Source organism: Streptomyces sp. B1I3, from assembly GCF_030816615.1.
Taxonomy (GTDB): Bacteria; Actinomycetota; Actinomycetes; order Streptomycetales; family Streptomycetaceae; genus Streptomyces.
The window spans coordinates 3,917,690-3,935,785 of the sequence record NZ_JAUSYD010000001.1; the positions used below are offsets into that span (position 1 = coordinate 3,917,690).

The 18,096-nt window shown below is 61.2% G+C and carries 18 protein-coding genes; 9 read left to right on the forward strand and 9 right to left on the reverse strand.

From position 1 onward, the window contains the following. Nucleotides 1-83: 83 nt before the first annotated feature. The 6 genes from QFZ58_RS18025 to QFZ58_RS18050 all read right to left on the reverse strand — a co-directional run bounded on the left by QFZ58_RS18025 (nucleotide 84) and on the right by QFZ58_RS18050 (nucleotide 6,151). Entirely contained in the window at nucleotides 84-3,449 is a 3,366-nt protein-coding gene (locus tag QFZ58_RS18025) for a dsDNA nuclease domain-containing protein (protein WP_307125919.1), read from the reverse strand. 630 nt (nucleotides 3,450-4,079) lie between these two features. After that, the gene (locus QFZ58_RS18030) at nucleotides 4,080-4,388 is read right to left on the reverse strand and encodes a hypothetical protein (protein WP_307125920.1); all 309 of its coding nucleotides are present in this window, start codon (nucleotides 4,386-4,388) and stop codon (nucleotides 4,080-4,082) included. Further along, on the reverse strand, nucleotides 4,385-5,128 hold the full coding sequence (locus QFZ58_RS18035; protein WP_307125921.1) for a GntR family transcriptional regulator: 744 nt from the start codon (nucleotides 5,126-5,128) through the stop codon (nucleotides 4,385-4,387). The genes QFZ58_RS18030 and QFZ58_RS18035 overlap by 4 nt, the downstream gene beginning before the upstream one ends. Next, on the reverse strand, nucleotides 5,125-5,349 hold the full coding sequence (locus QFZ58_RS18040; RefSeq protein ID WP_307125922.1) for a hypothetical protein: 225 nt from the start codon (nucleotides 5,347-5,349) through the stop codon (nucleotides 5,125-5,127). The genes QFZ58_RS18035 and QFZ58_RS18040 overlap by 4 nt, the downstream gene beginning before the upstream one ends. Nucleotides 5,350-5,548: 199 nt before the next feature. Next, nucleotides 5,549-5,746, reverse strand: a complete 198-nt coding sequence (locus QFZ58_RS18045; protein ID WP_307125923.1) for a hypothetical protein — start codon at nucleotides 5,744-5,746, stop codon at nucleotides 5,549-5,551. Between the two features lie 126 nt (nucleotides 5,747-5,872). Then, nucleotides 5,873-6,151, reverse strand: coding sequence for a hypothetical protein (locus QFZ58_RS18050; RefSeq protein WP_307125924.1), 279 nt, complete (start codon nucleotides 6,149-6,151; stop codon nucleotides 5,873-5,875). Nucleotides 6,152-6,229: 78 nt separating this feature from the next. Here QFZ58_RS18050 and QFZ58_RS18055 point away from each other — a divergent pair, with 78 nt between their 5' ends. The 3 genes from QFZ58_RS18055 to QFZ58_RS18065 all read left to right on the forward strand — a co-directional run bounded on the left by QFZ58_RS18055 (nucleotide 6,230) and on the right by QFZ58_RS18065 (nucleotide 9,734). After that, entirely contained in the window at nucleotides 6,230-6,985 is a 756-nt protein-coding gene (locus QFZ58_RS18055; protein WP_307125925.1) for a GntR family transcriptional regulator, read from the forward strand. 845 nt (nucleotides 6,986-7,830) lie between these two features. Next, nucleotides 7,831-9,024, forward strand: coding sequence for a DUF262 domain-containing protein (locus QFZ58_RS18060; RefSeq protein ID WP_307125926.1), 1,194 nt, complete (start codon nucleotides 7,831-7,833; stop codon nucleotides 9,022-9,024). A gap of 152 nt (nucleotides 9,025-9,176) precedes the next feature. Continuing rightward, nucleotides 9,177-9,734: a hypothetical protein gene (locus tag QFZ58_RS18065; protein WP_307125927.1), complete on the forward strand. Its 558-nt coding sequence runs from the start codon at nucleotides 9,177-9,179 to the stop codon at nucleotides 9,732-9,734. A gap of 138 nt (nucleotides 9,735-9,872) precedes the next feature. Here the strand turns inward: QFZ58_RS18065 and QFZ58_RS18070 are convergent, their stop codons facing one another. Together QFZ58_RS18070 and QFZ58_RS18075 are read right to left on the reverse strand one after the other, a co-directional pair. Beyond that, on the reverse strand, nucleotides 9,873-10,793 hold the full coding sequence (locus QFZ58_RS18070; RefSeq protein WP_307125928.1) for a hypothetical protein: 921 nt from the start codon (nucleotides 10,791-10,793) through the stop codon (nucleotides 9,873-9,875). Between the two features lie 185 nt (nucleotides 10,794-10,978). Further along, a complete protein-coding gene (locus QFZ58_RS18075) occupies nucleotides 10,979-11,884 on the reverse strand; it encodes a YDG/SRA domain-containing protein (protein ID WP_307125929.1) in 906 nt (301 codons plus the stop codon). 199 nt (nucleotides 11,885-12,083) lie between these two features. On the opposite strand from QFZ58_RS18075, the gene QFZ58_RS18080 reads away from it, so the two are divergent. Then, on the forward strand, nucleotides 12,084-13,535 hold the full coding sequence (locus QFZ58_RS18080) for a hypothetical protein (RefSeq protein WP_307125930.1): 1,452 nt from the start codon (nucleotides 12,084-12,086) through the stop codon (nucleotides 13,533-13,535). Nucleotides 13,536-13,931: 396 nt separating this feature from the next. Here QFZ58_RS18080 and QFZ58_RS18085 read toward each other — a convergent pair whose 3' ends face one another. Then, entirely contained in the window at nucleotides 13,932-14,741 is an 810-nt protein-coding gene (locus QFZ58_RS18085) for a bifunctional 2-polyprenyl-6-hydroxyphenol methylase/3-demethylubiquinol 3-O-methyltransferase UbiG (RefSeq protein WP_307125931.1), read from the reverse strand. Between the two features lie 56 nt (nucleotides 14,742-14,797). Here QFZ58_RS18085 and QFZ58_RS18090 point away from each other — a divergent pair, with 56 nt between their 5' ends. The 5 genes from QFZ58_RS18090 (at nucleotide 14,798) to QFZ58_RS18110 (ending at nucleotide 18,054) form a co-directional block, all read left to right on the forward strand. After that, a complete protein-coding gene (locus tag QFZ58_RS18090) occupies nucleotides 14,798-15,514 on the forward strand; it encodes a GntR family transcriptional regulator (protein WP_307125932.1) in 717 nt (238 codons plus the stop codon). Nucleotides 15,515-16,125: 611 nt separating this feature from the next. Then, entirely contained in the window at nucleotides 16,126-16,434 is a 309-nt protein-coding gene (locus QFZ58_RS18095) for a hypothetical protein (RefSeq protein ID WP_307125933.1), read from the forward strand. Beyond that, a complete protein-coding gene (locus tag QFZ58_RS18100; protein ID WP_307125934.1) occupies nucleotides 16,431-16,718 on the forward strand; it encodes a DUF6303 family protein in 288 nt (95 codons plus the stop codon). The genes QFZ58_RS18095 and QFZ58_RS18100 overlap by 4 nt, the downstream gene beginning before the upstream one ends. After that, nucleotides 16,715-17,719, forward strand: a complete 1,005-nt coding sequence (locus QFZ58_RS18105; protein ID WP_307125935.1) for a DUF2637 domain-containing protein — start codon at nucleotides 16,715-16,717, stop codon at nucleotides 17,717-17,719. Before QFZ58_RS18100 ends, QFZ58_RS18105 begins: the two co-directional genes overlap by 4 nt. Further along, on the forward strand, nucleotides 17,716-18,054 hold the full coding sequence (locus QFZ58_RS18110) for an RRQRL motif-containing zinc-binding protein (protein ID WP_307125936.1): 339 nt from the start codon (nucleotides 17,716-17,718) through the stop codon (nucleotides 18,052-18,054). The genes QFZ58_RS18105 and QFZ58_RS18110 overlap by 4 nt, the downstream gene beginning before the upstream one ends. Nucleotides 18,055-18,096: the final 42 nt, after the last annotated feature.

Below are 18,096 nucleotides of genomic sequence, written 5' to 3' on the forward strand. Positions count from 1 at the left end.
CAGGCCACCGGCCAAAGCCCCTCCGCCGACCTCAATCCTTTCCACGCTGGCCTGTTCCTGCGAGCGACCTCTGACAGGCTGAATCAACTTAGGTCGGCGGAATAATCCAGCCTGCTCTTCCCGGCCATCATCTGCTCTAGAAGCACACGAGAAAGCTGCGACTGTGGGTGGTTAACACTCAGCCTCGCGCTATAAATGGCAAGAGCTCTTGTCATGACATTAATACCTACTTGACGATTTCCGATCCCATACTCGCAGATGGCAATCTTTTCCAGACAGTTTGCCACTCGAACGTTGTCGGCTTCATAGATCTTCTCGGCAATCAAATATGCTTTGCGAATCCACTTGAGGGCGGCCCTGTAACTCCCGTTCATCATCAAAGCGCCAGCAATGTTGTTGTAATCGGGCATGAGCTCGGGGTGACCCTCACCGTAAACCTGTACGTCGATTTTTATTGCTCGATGAGCCGCCGAAACCGCGTCCCCAAAGAGACGCAATCCGCAATACGCAACCGAAAGATTAGCGAGAGTGGCTGCAACCTCGCGATGGGCGGTTCCCACTATCCTTTCCTGAGCTCGCAAGGCTTCCTCAAATGTCTTTCGCGCTGTGCCATAGTCCCCCTGAGCCATCTGTGCGCGCCCGAGATTTGTAAGCACAATCAAGTACTGACTTGTTTGCATTTCGTTCAGGAGCTTATGGATTCGCAGAGATTCCTGGAAGGCCTCAGCAGCTTCTTCTGTGTTCTCAATTTCAATCAAAGCCAGGCCTGCATTATTCCAATCACGCGCCGCGTCCAGGTGCAAGCCATCTGAATTCTCGTAATCGATGACAAGGGCTTTCTGTGCTGCTTCTAGCGCATCAGAAAACTCTGTGGCCTCAAGATGGGCAAGGGAGAGATTACTGTAAAGTGCCGCTAGCCCGTTCCGACTGGCATCCTCCGGGTAAAAGGAGATCAATTCCTTGAATTCCGCGGCCGCCCCGTGTGCATCGCCACTTTCACGAAGCAAAGTTGCCTTGCTCGCTCTAACGGACCGCCTGATGGACGAATTCCCTTCAGGGTCACCGTCGTCTGTAATGTCCGCCTCGACCTTGTCAAACTCCAACATTGCTTCATTCAGCCTACCCTGCAAATGCAGAACAGCCGCTTTTTTGGAACGAAGTAGTGAAACTGTGAATTTATTTACTGAAGCGCCAGATTGAATATTTAGGCCTTCATCGGCAGCATGCAACGCGTCGTCCCAACGATCTGCTCCGGTCAAGGCTTCTACCAGAACGGTTCGGACGAACAACGTCGTTTCAATGCTTATTCCGTCGAGAGAATCGACAGCCGAGGAAGCCTTTTCAGCGTATTCAAGAGAGGCCTGTTTCGCCCCCCGCACGTTTAGATTAAGCGCTATCGCAGCGAGAAACATCAACCTGTTAGCCGGGAGCATGCTGCGAGATTCCAGATACTCCGCTAGGGAATCAAAGTGCGGCATCATGTATTGATAGTGAGACCAATAACGCGAGTCCATTGGGCTAAGATTGGCCACCTTATGAATCAGAACGGTGCCTGCCTCCAATGCAACCCTCTCCTGCGCAGTGTCTATGAACTGGCGGACGACTGCCTGAGTCAGCGCATGAATAGCCAAGTAGCTTTGCTGTGAATCTACGAGTGAGAATTTTTGCAGGTCAGCCACCGCGTCGAAAAGGATGAGGCGATCTTTAAGCTGGCTTAGTAGTCGTTGTGTGTCTGCTGATACAACTCCTAGTTCTGCTGACGCTAGCTGCTCTACCTCAATGCGAGAACTGTCAGCAATTTCGTTGGGCTGCTTCGATTCCTTGCCTGTCGCAAGTTCAACCATGAATAGATCGCTGGGAAACCCGTGAGCGGCCATGTAAGAGAGGATGCTCAAGAATTCGAGTGCAATCGGGAAATCTGATCGTAGCCTGTCAAGAGTTATAGACATGGCGGCGGTCAAGCCGATGTGCTCTGAGGGGGCTGCTCGACTCATGAGTTCATGCGCTCGATCTCTCACCAGGGTTGAGTAGGTGGCAAGTGGCATGCCCGAAACATTGATGTAGCCAGCAGCCTGCTTAAGGGCCAGAGGCAATCCTTTCAAGGCCGAGTTCAGCATAGCCAACTCATCTGGGCGCTCATCTGCAAGGAGTGAACGCAGGAGGTGATTTGCTTCGTGCTCTACAAGGGGAGCCACCTGAAGCGTGGAAACGTGCGTTGACCAACGCTGATCAAGGCTGGAGATGAGAAAGCGTGTAGCGGAAAAGTTCGGGATTAGACTTACGATCTCAGGGTCAGCGGAAGCTCCGTCCATCAGGAGCAAACCTCGATTATGTGAGAGATACTGCTTCATATGGTGAATACCGGAGTCCGAACTTGGGGCAGGCAGCCCTAGTTTTTCGGCGAGAAAAGTAAGATCGGCCATCACGGAACTCCATGAATCAGCCCGCACCCACCAAACGAAATCATATGATTCGGCAACGCTCCATGCATACTGAGAGATGATCTCACTTTTCCCCACTCCGCTCATCCCAAGGATGGCAAGCGCGGGGTACGAATCAGATTCGATTTTTTGACTGATCTCCTGGAGAATTTCACCTCTCCCGACAAATGTCGAACTCGGCTCACGCATCCACAGATTGGATATATGCGACGGCTTTTCTGGGTTCGTAGCATTGGGTGTTGCGAGCACCCCTATAACGTCGTTGCGCCTAATCGTGCGTCTCGTCACCTTGGCTGAGGTCAACTCAACAGAATCAAGCGCAATTGGGTTTGACAGATCAATCGCAGAGAAGTCGCGATTATCCAAGTCCCGTGACTTTTCCGCAACAAGCTTGACTACGGAGTCCCAGGCCTCTGCCGGACTAATTCCCTCAATTCCTCCTCCCGTGAGGGCTTCCTCCACATAATTGACGATCTGATGCGAGCGAAGGGTGACTCTATCCGGAATTCCGTACTCGATGGAAAGTGAACGCATGAAAGACTCAGCCTGACCAGTCTCACAGTCAAGCTTTTCGCATACGTTCTCAATGAAATCTTCGAGGCGATTTTCGCTCAGCGCCTTAGAGAAATCCATAGCGCGATCTTTTCCAGATTTCATCGCGGCATTGGTGACGAGGCGGCATCTAGCTTCTGGGACTCCCTTCCAGCGCTCATAGAGCGTGCTAAGGCCTCCTTTTGTCCAGAGTTCAGAGAACGACCATGGACCCAAGTGATCTTCCCGGTGCTTTACTGAAACAAGTTCATTTTCACCGTTGCCATAAATCAAAATGTAGTCTACATGCCACTCGCAGATGATCGCCTCCAATTTTGTGTCCTTGAGCATGGCAAAGCAGTGTCGAGCTGCGCATTGGTTTTGAAAGTTGTACCGAGAGGCAGTATCACTGCCAGAGTCCTCCACGGGCTCCGAATTAAGCGCCTGGGCCAATCCCGAAATTCTGTCAGCGCTCATGATTGTCTCCCCGTGTTCGCTCTGCGACTCTGGGTAGATTCTTCCAGTGTGAGTGAAATCAGGCAAGCACGGCCCCTCAGAGACGCGTCACCGTGTGCCAGGCCATGACAGCAGGTGTCGGTACCAGCGCAGGAGCCTTTTCCTCGAATGCGGATTCTGGAGCGCCGTGAGCGGAGGGTGTGGACACACCCGAGAAGACCCAGAGCGGGTGCTCAGCTTCTTAATGACGGATGAGTGTTACCGCTGGGCCGACGGCTGCTGCCGGGAGGCGCAGGCCCTCGGCGTACTCGACCGTTGGCTTCTCATCATGATTGGCGGCTCGGGTTCCAAGCAGGCCATGCTTCGGATAATCGAGGAGCAAGCGGAAGGGGCTGCCGCTGGGAGGTTGAGTGTCTAACTGCGTGACAACGCCGACGTACATCGGCGGACGAGCGCGGACGTCGGCGGCTCATCAGCGCAGGTGGACGGCACATAGACCCAAGGACAGGCGCCACCCAAGTTGCTTCGAGACGAAGCAGTCCTCAGGCCGTCCAAGGGCGACGAAAGTCAGCCGGCAAGCCAGAAGCCCATGGCGTCTGATCTGGTCAGAGCCATGGGCTTCCCTTGCTGTGCTGGTCGGGGGACCGTAGATCAACAGGTGGGCTCACGCGGATCGCGCGTTGCTCGGAGGCGGCCGTGGCTCGTTGCGACGCGGAATACGTCCCGTAGAGCCCCGGTCAGCTCTTTGACCAGGCACCGCATGTCGTCGAGTGACGTCCCCTGGTTGTCGAGAGCCTCTGAGGCTTCTTCCAACAGTTCGCTCGCCGTGCCGAGCTGGATCGCTTCGATGCCGTCTGCGAGGCGGGACATGTAGCCGTTCGGGTCGTCAGTGCTCAGGTAGCAGGGCTTGTCCCCCGGGCCTGACCACGGGAGGAGCCGAAGTTCGTTCGGTGTTGTCATCCTTGGGTTGGCCTCTCGTTGAGCACGTTGTGGGCGGTGAAGACGGCGTCGACTCGGTCTCCCGGAAAGGCCAGGAGCGCGGCTTCAACGACGCGTCCGGTGGCGTCGGTGGCGATGCGCGTGCTCGCGAGAACGGCCATGCGGTTTCCGATCCGGAGGGCCGACGCTTCGTCTGGGGTGGGAGAGCGGGCGGAGACCGTCTCTCGGATGGTGGTCGGCGACGGGCCGAGGACGGCGAATCGCGTGGCTGCCTCCCGGCACACGGAGTCGTCGTCGAGGACTCCGGCGGGGGCCAGGTCGCGCGGGATGTAGATACGGGCCAGGCCCTGCGGTGACCCGTGTTCGAGGCTGAGGCAGGTGTACTCCGCGAGGGGGCTGCCCGTTGGCACCTTCAGCAGCGTCGTCAGGTGCACGGAGGCCGGAACTGTGGTGCTGCGAACCGTGATGCGCAACGTTGGCTCAGCGGCGGTCCAGGGGTCCAGCGTGCCCCAGCCGCCGACGTACATGATCTTGCGGCGTGGGCGACGAATGTAGTTGCCCTTGCCGTGGATCTTCTCAACGAGTCCTTCGCCCTGGAGCAGGGCGAGAGCGCGTCGCAGGGTCACCGTGCTGACTCTGTATCGGGCGGCCAGGCTGGCTTCGGACGGGAGGCGTTCGCCAGGCTTGATGCTGCCTGTCGTGATCTGGTGGCGTAGGTCGTCGGCGATGTCGTGATGGCGTCGGGGCACGGAGTGGGTCACCGCCTTCTCCGCAGTCGCAGGGCGATGAGCCGGGTACGCGTATGCATGGCCAGCAGTTCGCCTGACTCGAAGACCAGTTGCTTGGCTCCGTGGGGGAGCTGGAAGAGGTCTCTCACTCGGCAGGCCTGGCCGCCGAGTTGGATGATGTCGCCGCGCTGCACGGTTGCCGCGGTGACCTCGACGGGGGAGGCCAGCGCACCGACGGGGGCTGGGGTCCTCATGCCATCGCCTCCACGGGCACGAACGGGTCGGGGGCCGGGTGGCACGGGCAGACGCACATCTCGTAGATCACAGGCACGTCGTCCGTCGCCGCAGGCGGAGACGGCTCGATGCAGGAGTGGTGTGTGCCGATCCAGCACGCGATCGAGCGGTACGGGGCGGGAGCTGTGCCCGTGGGGTGTGGTTGTCGGCGAGGTGGCATCAGTGGGCCCCCGCGAGGGCCGACCAGGCGTCGGCCGGCAGTTGGGGGGCCACGAGCACCGTGCGCGTCCGTACACGCTCTTCCCACGCCAGCAGGTACGGGCGGACAAGCGCGACGTCCTCGCCCCTCAGCGAGTAACGGTGAACCGCGCCGGCCGAAGCCCGCCCGAGGGCGGTGCTCGACGCTTCAGCGGGCACGAGGCGAGTGGCAGCGGCCAGCGGCCGAGAGGGCGTTAAGGGGCGGCGGTGCCGGCCCTTGGAGAAGCACCGTTCTCTAGTGCGCGCGATGGCTTGGCGGATACGGTTGAGCATGCTGTTCAGCTCCTATCGCTGATAGCCCGGTCCCCCGACATCGCCCGTCGTGGGGACCGTTTTGCGTACAGCCGCCCATAAGGTGCGGCCGTTCAAACTGGTGGCCAGGAGTCCGAATCGATCGGCCTCAGCCACCACGTCCAGGACCTTCCGCCATGACTCGGCGGAGAGCGTTTCCGGCACTTCCGCCTCGACCGTCGTGAACCGCGCGTGCTCCCCCACGCGGGTGGGGAGCCCGATGGCGGACAGTCGGGCGGTGATGGCCGCCGCGGTTACTCCCGAAGCGGGCACAGGGCAGCCTCCGTCACCAGCGATCACTTTCAGTGAAGCTAGTTAACTAGATTAGAGCTAGTGGACTAGATTTTCCATATGTCTGAGCAACCGCCGTATCTCCGCATCGCCGACGAACTCCGGCGGCGCATCGCGGAGCACGTCTGGGAACCGGGTGACCGCCTCCCCTCCCGCGCCCAGATCGGCCAGGAGTGCGGCGTGGGCGAGAACGTGGTGCGCCGGGCACAGGAGTTGCTGATCTCCCAGGGTGTGCTGGAAGGCCGGGCCGGATCGGGCACATACGTCGCCGAACCTCGACAGCGAGTGCGGGTCGTCCGGTCATCGGCGCGCGAGCAGTCCAGCGAGTCGCCGTTCCGCGAGGACATGAAGGCCCTTCGCCGACAGAGCGACTGGGAGAGCCGGACCGACGCGAAGGTGCCGGCCCCGACGGAGATCGCGACGCGGCTCGGGATCGCCGAAGGTGAACTGTGCGTGCGGACGGTCTACGAGTTCCTGGCAGACGGCAGGCCAGTGCAGCTGTCGACGAGTTGGGAGCCGTACGACCTCACCGCCGGCACACTCGTCGTCCTCCCCGAGGGAGGGCCCCATGCCGGGGCGGGAGTCGTGAACCGCATGGCCGCAATCGGAGTCACCGTCAGCCATGCGGTAGAGCAGCCCGAACCACGAAACGCGACCGCCGAGGAAGCATCGCTGCTCGGCATCCAGAAGGCCGCACTCGTGACGCACATCCGCCGGACGTACTACAGCGACCAAGGCCGTCCCGTAGAGACCGCTGACATCGTGGTGCCCGCAGCACACTGCGAGATCGTCTACGAGATCCCGATCAGTCGGTAGTTCGAGGGTGGGGGCAGAGCAGGTGGACGAGTCGGTGTCATGCCTGGAGTGTGGTCACGTACTGAAGACCGCAGGGCTGACGCTGGTGGGCCGCGAGGGTGGCGGGCGGGCGTGCCGTTCACTCTGGAAGTGCAGCGGGGGTCACATCTGGTGGCGGTGGGCGGACCAACCGGATGCGGTGCTGGAAGTCTGCCCTCTGCCGCAGCTCTTCCGGTGAGCGCCACGGGAGCCGCCACGAACCGGGAACATGCCGGAAGCCGTGCCCCCCGCGTGCCCCTTCCGTGCCCGATAGACCGGGAAACCAGGGGGAACAACGGTGCCCGGCGGGGAACGGGCATGGCAAAGGCCCCCGACCATACCTACTGGTCAGGGGCCTCTCGCCTGCGGTGGGTGTGGGATTTGAACCCACGGTCACATCGCTGCGACGACGGTTTTCAAGACCGTGCAACCAATGACTGGCGTGCCTGGCTGACCTGCACTTCGAGCCGGCACCTCCCGCTATGTGCCCCTCCTGGCCCATACATGGCCCACAACCAGGCTGGCCGAACCAAGAAGCCCCCGGCAAGCTGCGCCTCCCCGTCGCGACGGGGCCTCCAAGGTCGAACTTCTTCGGTTTGCGGCTCAGCAGCCAGGTAGACACGAACCCCCAGGGGTTCCTTCGTTGATGCCCCTAGAGGACAGCGCGAGCCTGAGATCGGGAGCAGGCTTGGACTGCACAGCCCCGGCACACGAGTCGCACTTGTAAGTTCTTCTCCACTAATACCCATCTCGAGGCGCCGTCATATAGACTGACGTAGCGTCACATAAGTGCACTCTAACACCCTCAAATGAGTTAGGTAGATTACGTGGATAACGTCGACGATATTGACCAGATCGACGATCAGATTGAAGATGAAATTGAGGATGAAGAGTCAGCAGAGGGGGTTGAGCCCGAGGAGCGCATCTTCAGGAATATTACGAGTTTCACGGTCGATTGGTCTGCCACAACAGTAATGGAGAGGATGGAGAAAGGGGCTATTGATGTCTCTCCCCCTTACCAGCGCAAGCCTGTCTGGAACGACCAAAAAATTTGGAGATTCCTTGAATCTCTCATGCTTGGTATCCCTGTACCACAGTTGGTTTTGGCAGCCAAAAAAGATGCGCGAGGAAAGTTCGTTGTGCTGGATGGAAAGCAGCGCCTCCTGGCTATCCAACATGCCTCCAACTTGATGAAGAATCCGAGCATCAAAAAGTTTCCGAAGCTCGAAATTTTGACTGCTTTGCACGGAAAAACTCTCGCACAAATCCTTGAAGACTCGGAAATGAACGAGCACTGGGAAAGCCTCCTGTCTCAGCCAATCCGTACCGTCGTAGTTCAGGGATACACCGATGAAAGGGCTCTGCACTCGATCTTCCACCGCCTCAATCAAAATAGCGTGAGCCTCTCCTCTCACGAGCTGAGGCGCGCGCTAAACTGGAACGATTTCATGGACTGGCTAGACCATTTTTCCGCAGACTCAGACGAAATCAAGCGAGCACGGCGAATCAAAAAGGCCGACTTCAGGATGCGAGATGCAGAGAGCGTCTTGCGTCATCTTGCCTTTTCGCGACGCTTCGACGATTACAGGGGAGACCTGCGCAAGTTCCTGGACGAGGAGGCTAAGTTGGGCGGCAAGAATTGGACCGCACTGAAGGAGGAGTATACGCGGCGCGGGGAAGATCTCAATCTTGCCATTTCGGCTAGCTTTGACGTATTTGGGCCTGACGCCTTCCTGCGTTTCACTCCGGGCGGGTTTATTCGTCGGTTCAACGCTCCCCTCTTCGATGTCATGACGGCCAGCTTGCGAGTACCGGAGATCAGGGAAGCTTGCTTGAGCGCCGATCATGAACTACTTCGTAGCGGCATGAAAGAACTCTGCGTTACCGATCCTTTCATCCAGTACATCACGTCGACGACTAAGTCGGGTACCGCAGTCACCGGGCGATTTACGATTTGGGCTAATTTTATTCAACGCCTCACGGGTGTTAGTGATGTTCTCACTAAGATGACGAGCCCGTGATGGCAAGCATCACGAGGCGGCTAAAGCGACTGAGGGCCAGAGAGCGAGTTCTGCAACTCAATCTACTCGGCCCACCTAACACGTGGAATTCGTCCTTGGGCCTGCCCCCAAGCACGCAAGAGCAGGACTGCGCACTTGCTTATAGAGTGCTGATGCATGCCGAAATCGAGAGATTTTTAGAGGAACTACTGTCTTGCGCCGTAGCCAGCAGTAAGTACATCCACTCACAACTCGGGCATGTGACCGAGGCTGGTGCAGCCGCAATGGTTCATCATCAATCTAGGGGATTTCTTGAAGGTAGGAAAGACTCGACCCCCTACTACCTGAGTAGGGGGCGAATCCTGGCTGACATGCCGAAGAGACTTGAAGACGCTATACAGTCGATCGAATTGTCGGTTGTGGCTGGAAATAACGGAATCAAAAAGCACGACATTAGAAGGCTAATGGGCTGGATTGGCATCGACACTTCAGAAATTGACGCAACCCTTGTCGCGGCACTGGAAGCATTTGGTTCCGAACGAGGTGACGCCGCCCACCTAAGTCGACGTGAAATCTGGCGTCGATTCAATGGAAAATACGTTCATGCGCAAATAGCAAAAGTGAGGCGACTGCCTGCACCATCCGACGAAGTAGTCGCAGTCCATGCTGTTCTGCAACTGCTTCCTGCGCTGGATCGTCTAGTTCAGGTGAGGGCACGCAAGGCGATCTAGTGCAGGAAATAACCCAAGAAATAATGGAAGGCACACTTGTAGCTTTTCATGACAGCAGTGTCACCGTGCATTCAACTTCCACACCTGCCGAAGAAGGAACGACAAAGAACAGGACAACGAGCGCCGGTAACTGAAGCTCTACTGGACAACGTTGTTTCGGTGCCAGGCGAAGTAGGGTGCCCGGTGTTCGCTGTACCCACCGACCGATTTACCAGCGAGCTGGTCGGCGGCTTCCTTGAGTGCGAGGTGCTCGCCAGCCTTCCCGCTGACAGCTACGTGGCCGGTTTCGGTGACGTAAATGTAGCCGTGCTCGAAGAGTTCGTCGCAGCCCAGGAGGCATGCCGGCATGATGTTCGACAACTGCAGGCGCTCTTCGCGACTGGCCTGGCTGCGGCGCTTGATGTGAGCGGCCCGGATGAAGCGGACCGGGAGGTGACGTCCGCACAAGGCACAGGTGAAAGTGTCGGCACCGTCGAGCATCTTCTTGCGGAGCTTGCTCTGCTCACGGCGGACCAGAACTTCAACAAGCGCGCTGTCAGCGCCGGCATGCGTCACGGCTCCCGGTTCGTGGGGAAGCTGCTGCTGCTCGCCTTCGTCTGTAGTCGGCAGCTCGGTGACGAACTCGGCGAGCGCGGCAGCCCCGGGGTAGACAAGCGCCGCGCCCTGCTTGTTGGCGGACAGTCGGAGTGCTTCGGCGGCCTGGTCACCGAGGGTCGCTCCAGTGACGTTGGCTTCGTCGGCGAGGAGATCGATGCCGATGCGCTCGGGGTAGGTGTCGTCGGGCCAGACCTGTGTGGAGTCCCGAAAATAGGACTGGGTGATCTGGGTGACAATGACGCGCTTGAGAATGGCGTTGGCCCAACCGCCAGCAGGGACGCGGGCCTGCGGGCCGATGTGGGCGAGGACGAGGTAGTCGCCTACCTCGAGGCTCTGGACGTCGGGGCGGCCGGTTGCACGGTCGAGGGTGGCGCTCTTCCATCCCCACAGTCCGCAGTCGAGGCCGATCTCGAGGTTCTTCTTCGAGGGCGCGGGGACGTAGATGTACGCGGTCTTCGGCATGCTGCTCCTGCACTCGGGCCTCCCGGGCGGGAGGGTTCAGTGGCGGTTGGCTCCTCTGGTCCGGTGCCCGGCTCGTGCCGGTGGAGAGGAATTTCGTCGCTCGGCACCACTGGCGTCGCCAGCAGGCGGGGCGGGAGCTCCCCGCACTCGCCGCAGGCGCCAGCCGCTTGCCTGCGGTCGAGAACTTACTGACGCCACCGCTCACGGTGCAGGGCTACGCAGCCAGGATTGATGCCGTGCTTGGGGGAGGTTCTCAGCTTTCCTGTTGCCTTGCCGTCCCGAAGAATGGTGAGGTTGTCAGCGAGGACGATGGCGCCTCCATCGAAGAGGACGTGGCAGGTCGGGCACAGGCAGAGCACGTTGTCGGTCGTATCGGGACCGTTGTGTGGGCTGCCGAGGGCCTGGATATGGGCACCCTCGCTGTACTTACCTCCGGGCAGTTCAACCGTTAGGCCACACACCTGGCAGGCGTGATCGTGCCACTCCTTCACCTGTCGTTTCACAGCGCTACTGCGGACAATGCGCTGAACGCTGGTGGTCACACGCTCTGGTGTGTCATTACCGGCCGGCGGCTGCGTCGTGCTCCCACCTGCGGGCGTAGGTTCCACAACAGGCAGTGCCTGTTGGACCGTCACCGGGATCGGGGTGTCCTCGTACGCCTCCATGCGGAACTGCCAAATCAAGAAGCCATCGATGCCCTGCGTACTGCCGTAGCTCGTGACGCGGTAAAGGCCGTCGTATCGGTACCCCTTCAAAGGCGCGTACGGCGAGCCTTTGTGCGCTCCGCGGACGACACGTACGGGAAGACCCTCAAGATGGCTGGTCACCAGAGCCGCGTTGCCACTGTCATCGAGGCTCTGGTCCGATACCTGGTTCCCGGAGTCATCGCGTCCACCGTGTCCCGTGTAGACGATGACATCCCCGAAGTCCTGATCATCTTTGTAGCCGCCAGACACGACGATGGACTCGGCACCTTCCCTCTTGGTGCCACAGATCCCTGCCTGGAAGGGACGGTGGACGCCGGCAGCAGCAGCAAGCTTCCGGGTGTTGTACGCCTGGCCAACCTGAACGTTGGGCACGTCACCAATCATGGTCACAGCCTTGCATGGAGCACTGACAGTCACTCGAGGCTGAGCCAGGCGGAGCGGCGCGTACGGCGCTGAGCGATGAGGCCCGCCTGCGGCGGTTACGCCCGCAGGAGCAGGCGATGCCTGCCCGCTTGAACGCGCGATGCCGGTCTGCGACGTGCCAGTGACTTGCCGTAATGACTGTGCGATCATCGATCTACGTGTGTCGAACCCGGGGGTGGGGCTAGTGCGCTTTAGCGAAACGTTCAACATCACTCGCACCGAGGAAGACGATTGGTTCGATCCGCTGCTGCTGGCAGACACGAATCTTTGCGTTGACCCCTTCCTGATCTATGATGATAAAACTGATTTTTGGGCCCTTGCGCATGACGATATGATCGATTTCTTCGTCATGGTTCTCGCGATGGTAAAGAGGGCCAATGGAAACGAGAAGTCCCCCTCTTGGGCCAAGGCTAAGTCCCTACTCCTCTTTCCGGAACCGGATGAGTTCTGCCTAGGGGTTACCGAGGGAAGCCCAAAAGGTTCAGGTGCCGGGAAAGGGCTCCAGGGGCCAATGCTCGCTAGCGCGAAGGTCGCGGTTCGACATGACATGGAATCTGTTGAACACATCGAAGAACTCGTTCTCTTTCAGGAGGGAATGGGGCTCGATCGCATCAGCGACATGGTCTGCAACGTTCTAAAGGCCCACTTCATCACATACACGCAGAGGATCGCCAAGAGGCATTCTGTCGAGATGGTGAAGATTAGAGTCCGGCACTCCTCTTGGGATGAGAAGAGCGCCAAATGGCGCGACGAACTGGTTGAACTTCCGCGTAATCCTTACACTGGGTCGGCAGTTCTGCTGACACCGGCACGCTTCCTTCGCGAGCTGCTCACCATCGGACCTGATGACTTCTGGGACTGGGCGTGGCGCCAGGAGCCCGAAACACTCAGAGCAGATTTCAACTTCGACCTGGCGTGGCGGGTCCCCGCGGCCATGAAGTCGGCATTGGCTCGCCAGAATCCGAACCTGGTCAAGGAGTACATGAGGGATCGAGAGTCCCAGGAGAAGACACCGTATGACATCGAGAACGATCCACTCCTCAGGACGAAGACCTACGAACTAGGTAGCGCTCTCGCCAAGGAGAATCCACTCTCATTCAAGCCCTCAGACCCGGCAGAATTTAAAAGATTCGTAGAGGCGTTGATTTCTGCCTATTCGCATGGCATCGAAGAGTCTGACGGGTGGAGGCTCCTGTGGGACAAAACCAAATTTAGGCCAGAGAGCGCCTGCCAGTCCCTTTTCCGTTTCGCGGCATCCCATTACTGCCGAGCAAATGGGATCGACATGACGTCTGAGGCGAACGCTGGGCGAGGGCCCGTGGATTTCAAGTTCGTACAGAACTGGGAAGCCCGAGCGCTCATCGAAATGAAACTCGCCAGCAATTCTGGATTTTGGCACGGATTGACAAAACAGACGGTGCAGTACTTGAAATCAGAGGAACTGAAGTACGCGTTTTTCGTGTGCATCTGCTTCGAGGATAGGCACTTCGATCCTGTCTTTCGAGGCGAGGTGAAGAAGGTGGCTAAGGCGGCCTCGCTCGCCCATGAAGTGGACATCACGCCAATTTTCATCGATGCAAGGCCTAAGGCATCTGCGTCGAAAATGAGATGATCCCTTAATTGCCTCGCTCGTTGTCCGTGGTGGGGATCCGAGTACCCCAGCCGGCAGGCCTGCGGAAGACCAATGGTCCGGATGTTGGCGCCACCACCGCTGTGTCGACTCATCGACAGGTGTCACGTAGTGACGTAGCCCTGGTTGGGGGAGGGTTGCCACCCTCCCCCAACCAGCCGGCGCGCCACCACGCTGAACGCAGCGAGTTGCTCCAGGGCCTCTCGTTCCGTCCTCAAGAAATGGAAAATCTGGACGGTGTCATCCCTCTATTTGCAAGGAAGAGTGATCAGCCTAGAGCTTAAGCCCCGGGCTTGATCGCTTCGTAGCGGCTGCCCGTCGTAACGCTCGCGCCGAAGGGCAGCCGCCCTCAGCCCCCGAAGGCTGCTGCTCCGTGGATTAGGCCGGGGCCCGCCCCACGGACAGAAGGTGTGAGCTGGCAGCAAGGAGCTCCGGGTAGGGCTCCGCCAGCCGGGCCGCCGCCATCGCAGAGGCGATCAGATCGTCCGTGGGCCCCTCGCCCGGCTGTTGCTCGGCCGCTTTCACGAGGGACCATGCGGGCCCCTCGATTCCGAAGACCTGCACGTCCGTCAGACCGGAGGCGGCCAGCTCCGCCACAAGTTCTTCGGCGCGGTGGAAGTAGGACAAGGTGAACCCTCGTACACCGTCGTAGACGGCCGTCTCAAGAATCTTGGAGACCGAGTCGTGAATCCGCTCGGTGTGCAGGTGCGCGTACGTGACGTGCTCGAAGAGCGACGCGTATCGGTTGATCGCGGCAGCGGCGATCAGCCCGCCCGGCTTAACCACACGGCGTGCTTCCGCCAGCGCCTTACGCCGGTCGTCCGGGTCGGGGAGGTGGTACAGCGGCCCGAGCAGCTGGACTACGTCGAAGCTTCCGTCCAGTTGGGGCAGGTCGCGGGCGTCCCCCAAGAGCGCTGAGCACACGGCCGCGGCGCTCGCGACATGGCGGGGCACGGGGTCCACGAGCGTGACTTCGTAGCCGTCCTTCACCAGCCATTCAGCGTGAATCCCAGTACCCCCTCCCACGTCGAGCACGCGTGCCGGCGCGGGAGGCAAAAAGCGTCGGAGGAGCTCTTGAGTCCTGGCCAGCTCCATACGTCCGTCTGCCGAGCTGCGCAGGCGGTCGTCCTCGTCCACTGTCTCGCCGTAGAACCGCATCACGGAGGAAGCCAATTCGAGATTCGACATAGTCGCAGTATCGTGTGTACCGGTGGACCAGTCCAGCGCAGGAATTAGGGGAAACCATGGCAGTCCTGAAGTACGAAGAGATCGCAGAGTTCCTGCGCGCCCGCATTGCCGCTGGTGAGATCGCTCCGGGGGAGACGATCCCGTCGGGTCGCGAGCTCGCCGAGCAGTGGGACGTGTCACGGGCTACCGCCATCAAGGCGGTCGATGTGCTGCGGAACGACGGCGTGGTCGTGGCCAGGCAGGGAACCGGGTTCGTCGTCACGGAAACGCCCGTGGCACGCCCTGCCGGCGCTCGCCGCGCAGGGTCGGCGCGCATCCTGGGCGGCATGCCGTTCCTGCGCGTTGGTACGCCTGACTGGGCGGAACCTCCCGCCCACGTCGCCGCCGCCCTCCGCCTCTCCCCCGGGACTAAGGCCCTTCGGCGCATTCGCGTCCTCCAGCTCCCGGACGGAACCCCGAATAGCTGCGTTGAGGCGTGGTTCCCCCCGGATGTCGCGGAGGTGGCACCACGCCTTGCCGACACCAACCCGATCGCCGAAGGCACAACGCGCTACGTCCGGCGCCAGACTGGGCGAGGCCCTGCCGAAGGCGTGGACGTCACCACCGTGCGCCTTGCGTCGGCGACGGAGTCAGACCGCTTGAAGGTGCCGCAGGGGGTACCGGTGGCCGTGCTTCTGCACACGGCGTACGACAAGCAGGGGAAGCCGCTGGTCTGCGAGGAGGGCGTAACACCGTCCTCGTTCTTCGAGCAGGTGGATACCTACGCCATGTAGGCACAGTACGAGCAACAGAGACGGCTGGACCGGTCCACCGGTTCAGCTTTTTTTGTTGCCTCGAAATCCCTCCCCACCTGCCCCTTTCATCACGACGGCGTGACGAGGCGCGGATTCATCGCTTGACTGGACCGGTCCACCGGTCCAGTCTCTTGTTGTGGCCATCGCCCGATCCGGAATCTCCGGAGAGGGCCGATTCCGTCACGCCAAAACTCAACAGCGTGATCCACCGCAGCACGGTGGCCGTGTCCGTTCCGGCCGAGGCGAGTGGAGACCAGCCGACCGAGAAACGGCCCCCTTCATACCGGGGCCCACACCCCCTGACCGGGGAACGCCACCGGCTCTAAGAACCGCACGGCACACCTTCGAAACTGCGACGACCTCCGGGACTTCGGACCTCCCCGGAGCGAGCAGCGCCGTGCGACATCAGGAGAACCGAAGCACCAGCGCTCACGGTGCCCGGCATTCCGGCCTTCCTCTTCGGTGGGCTGCGGTGTCGGGTCGCCGCGGTCGCTCGTAGCCCACGAATGACCCCAGACGGCACGAGGCCCCGGTGCGGACACACCGGGGCCTCAATTCGGGCCGTCCACCGACTGAGGAGAAAACGACCCATGAAGACCATCGTTGCTGGTCGCGAGCCTGTTACCGCGACCGAGTTCATTGAGCTGGCTCTGGGGATCGACTTGGAGCTGTTCACCGGTTCGGCCGCGGAGTCCGCGCTGGAGCGGGCGGCGCGGCTGGACGTTGCCCACGAGGTCCTCGCGGACCTGTGGGAGAGCGAGCCGGAGACCGCGGCCTACGCCGCGTCCCTGCTGCGGACGTCGCCGCTGAAGACGCAGCCCACCGGCCGGCGCCCGCGTCGTACGGTCCGCCGTCCGGCCAAGCCGCGCACGGTTCCGGGTTCGGCGGTGGCCGCATGAGCGAGCACACCGCGCAGGTCTCCATCCGTGACGGCCGGTGGTGCCTGTACGTGGCGCTGATGGGTGTACCGGTGTCGCAGTGGCCCGAGCACTCCTTCGACCGCCCCGTCCAGGTGCCCACGGTGGACGAGCGTTCACGGGCTCTCACCGCCCTCGGGTTCGTGTTCACGGACGGGGCCGAGTGGGAGTGGACGGAGTACAGCGAGAGGCAGGACGACGACACGTCGCCGGTGCGGCTGCTGGCTTTGATCGTGGTGCGTTCACTGGACGGGGGCGCTCCGTGAACAGTGTTCAGATCCGTTCAGCGGAGAAGGCGCTGTCGGTCGGTACGTGGTTGATCGTGGCCGGGGCGATGCTGTTCTCCATCCTCACGGTGACGCCGCTTATGGCGCGACACACCCCGGACGGATGGAAGTGGACCGCGCCGATTCTGCCCCTGGTGGTGGACGCCGCGGTCGTCATCGTGGTCCGACTCGATGCGGTCCTGGCCCGCCTGGGCGGGCACGGGGGCAGGTGGCCGGTGGTCCTGCGGTGGATGACCGGCTGCATGACCCTGGCCCTGAACGTGGCCGACTCCGCGTTGAAGAAAGAGCTGGTCGGGGTGGCCGTGCACGCGGTCGCTCCGCTTCTGCTCATCGTCACCGCGGAAACCGGGCTGGCCTACCGGCACGCCATCACCGCCGCCCAAGTCGCCCAGGAAGCCCGGCAGAAAGCCGAGCAGGCCGAACGCGAGCAAGCCGCCACCGAACGTCGCGAGGCAGCCGAGCTGCGCGCCCGCGAGGAACGCGAGCACGCCGCCCAGTTGGTGCGAGAGCAGCGCGAGCACGAAGCACTGCTGGCCCGTGAACAAACAGCGCGGGAGGACGCGGTGCGGCGTGAGGAGCGTGAGCGGGCCGAGGCTCGGGAGCATGCCGAGCGGGAGCTTCATGAACGCCGTGAACGAGAGCGTGAACAGCAGCAGGCCGAGCGTGAACGCCTCGAACGAGAGGCTGCCCAGCGTCGCGCGGCTGAGCGTCGTGAGCGCGAGGAGCGTGCACGACGGGACGAGGACGAGCGCCAGGAGCGGGCCGAGCGTGAACGCGCCGCGCTCCTCGCGGCCGGCCCCGCCACCGGGAAGCAGCCCGAAGAGCAGGCCCGGGCCACCGCTCGAGCCGCGTTCGAAGCCCAACTGTCGGTACGGGCCGCGGCCGAGCTGACAGGCTGGTCGATCGGCTGGATCTCCACCCGCTACCAGGAACTCCGAGAAGAGTCGGCAGCCCGGAGGCTTGAAGGCGCGCACCAATGAGCGCCGTGCCGGTCTACCGGTGGCGCCTCGCGCCGTCCGGCTACGCAACCTTCCGTCAGCTCCGGGCCAAGGGGCTGCGGCCGGGCGGGCAGGACGTCGCCGCCGTGCTCGAGCGCCCGCGGAAGCGTCGGGGCCCGCTGGTCGCCTACCTCTACCGCGTCGACCAGGCCAAGCCCGTCCGGCCGATGACCCCGGCCCGGTGGGCGGCACTGGCCAAGGCGAACGCCGCTCAGCAGGTCTGCCCGAACTGCCAGAGGGATGCCGGGTATCGCATCCCGACCTCGCTTGGTATGTGCGTGACCTGCGCTTACCCCGAGGAACAGTGCGCCGCCTGAAAGCCAGCAGGGCCCAGCTCTTCTCCGCTACAGATCCGGCCG

Excerpts from the sequence above, each read along its gene's own strand:
- QFZ58_RS18030 (WP_307125920.1), bottom strand. The coding sequence starts at position 4,388 with ATGACAACACCGAACGAACTTCGGCTCCTCCCGTGGTCAGGCCCGGGG.
- QFZ58_RS18025 (WP_307125919.1), bottom strand. The coding sequence starts at position 3,449 with ATGAGCGCTGACAGAATTTCGGGATTGGCCCAGGCGCTTAATTCGGAG.
- QFZ58_RS18110 (WP_307125936.1), top strand. The coding sequence starts at position 17,716 with ATGAGCGCCGTGCCGGTCTACCGGTGGCGCCTCGCGCCGTCCGGCTAC.
- QFZ58_RS18090 (WP_307125932.1), top strand. The coding sequence starts at position 14,798 with ATGGCAGTCCTGAAGTACGAAGAGATCGCAGAGTTCCTGCGCGCCCGC.
- QFZ58_RS18100 (WP_307125934.1), top strand. The coding sequence starts at position 16,431 with ATGAGCGAGCACACCGCGCAGGTCTCCATCCGTGACGGCCGGTGGTGC.
- QFZ58_RS18085 (WP_307125931.1), bottom strand. The coding sequence starts at position 14,741 with ATGTCGAATCTCGAATTGGCTTCCTCCGTGATGCGGTTCTACGGCGAG.
- QFZ58_RS18070 (WP_307125928.1), bottom strand. The coding sequence starts at position 10,793 with ATGCCGAAGACCGCGTACATCTACGTCCCCGCGCCCTCGAAGAAGAAC.
- QFZ58_RS18040 (WP_307125922.1), bottom strand. The coding sequence starts at position 5,349 with ATGAGGACCCCAGCCCCCGTCGGTGCGCTGGCCTCCCCCGTCGAGGTC.
- QFZ58_RS18055 (WP_307125925.1), top strand. The coding sequence starts at position 6,230 with ATGTCTGAGCAACCGCCGTATCTCCGCATCGCCGACGAACTCCGGCGG.
- QFZ58_RS18065 (WP_307125927.1), top strand. The coding sequence starts at position 9,177 with ATGCATGCCGAAATCGAGAGATTTTTAGAGGAACTACTGTCTTGCGCC.
- QFZ58_RS18075 (WP_307125929.1), bottom strand. The coding sequence starts at position 11,884 with ATGATTGGTGACGTGCCCAACGTTCAGGTTGGCCAGGCGTACAACACC.
- QFZ58_RS18095 (WP_307125933.1), top strand. The coding sequence starts at position 16,126 with ATGAAGACCATCGTTGCTGGTCGCGAGCCTGTTACCGCGACCGAGTTC.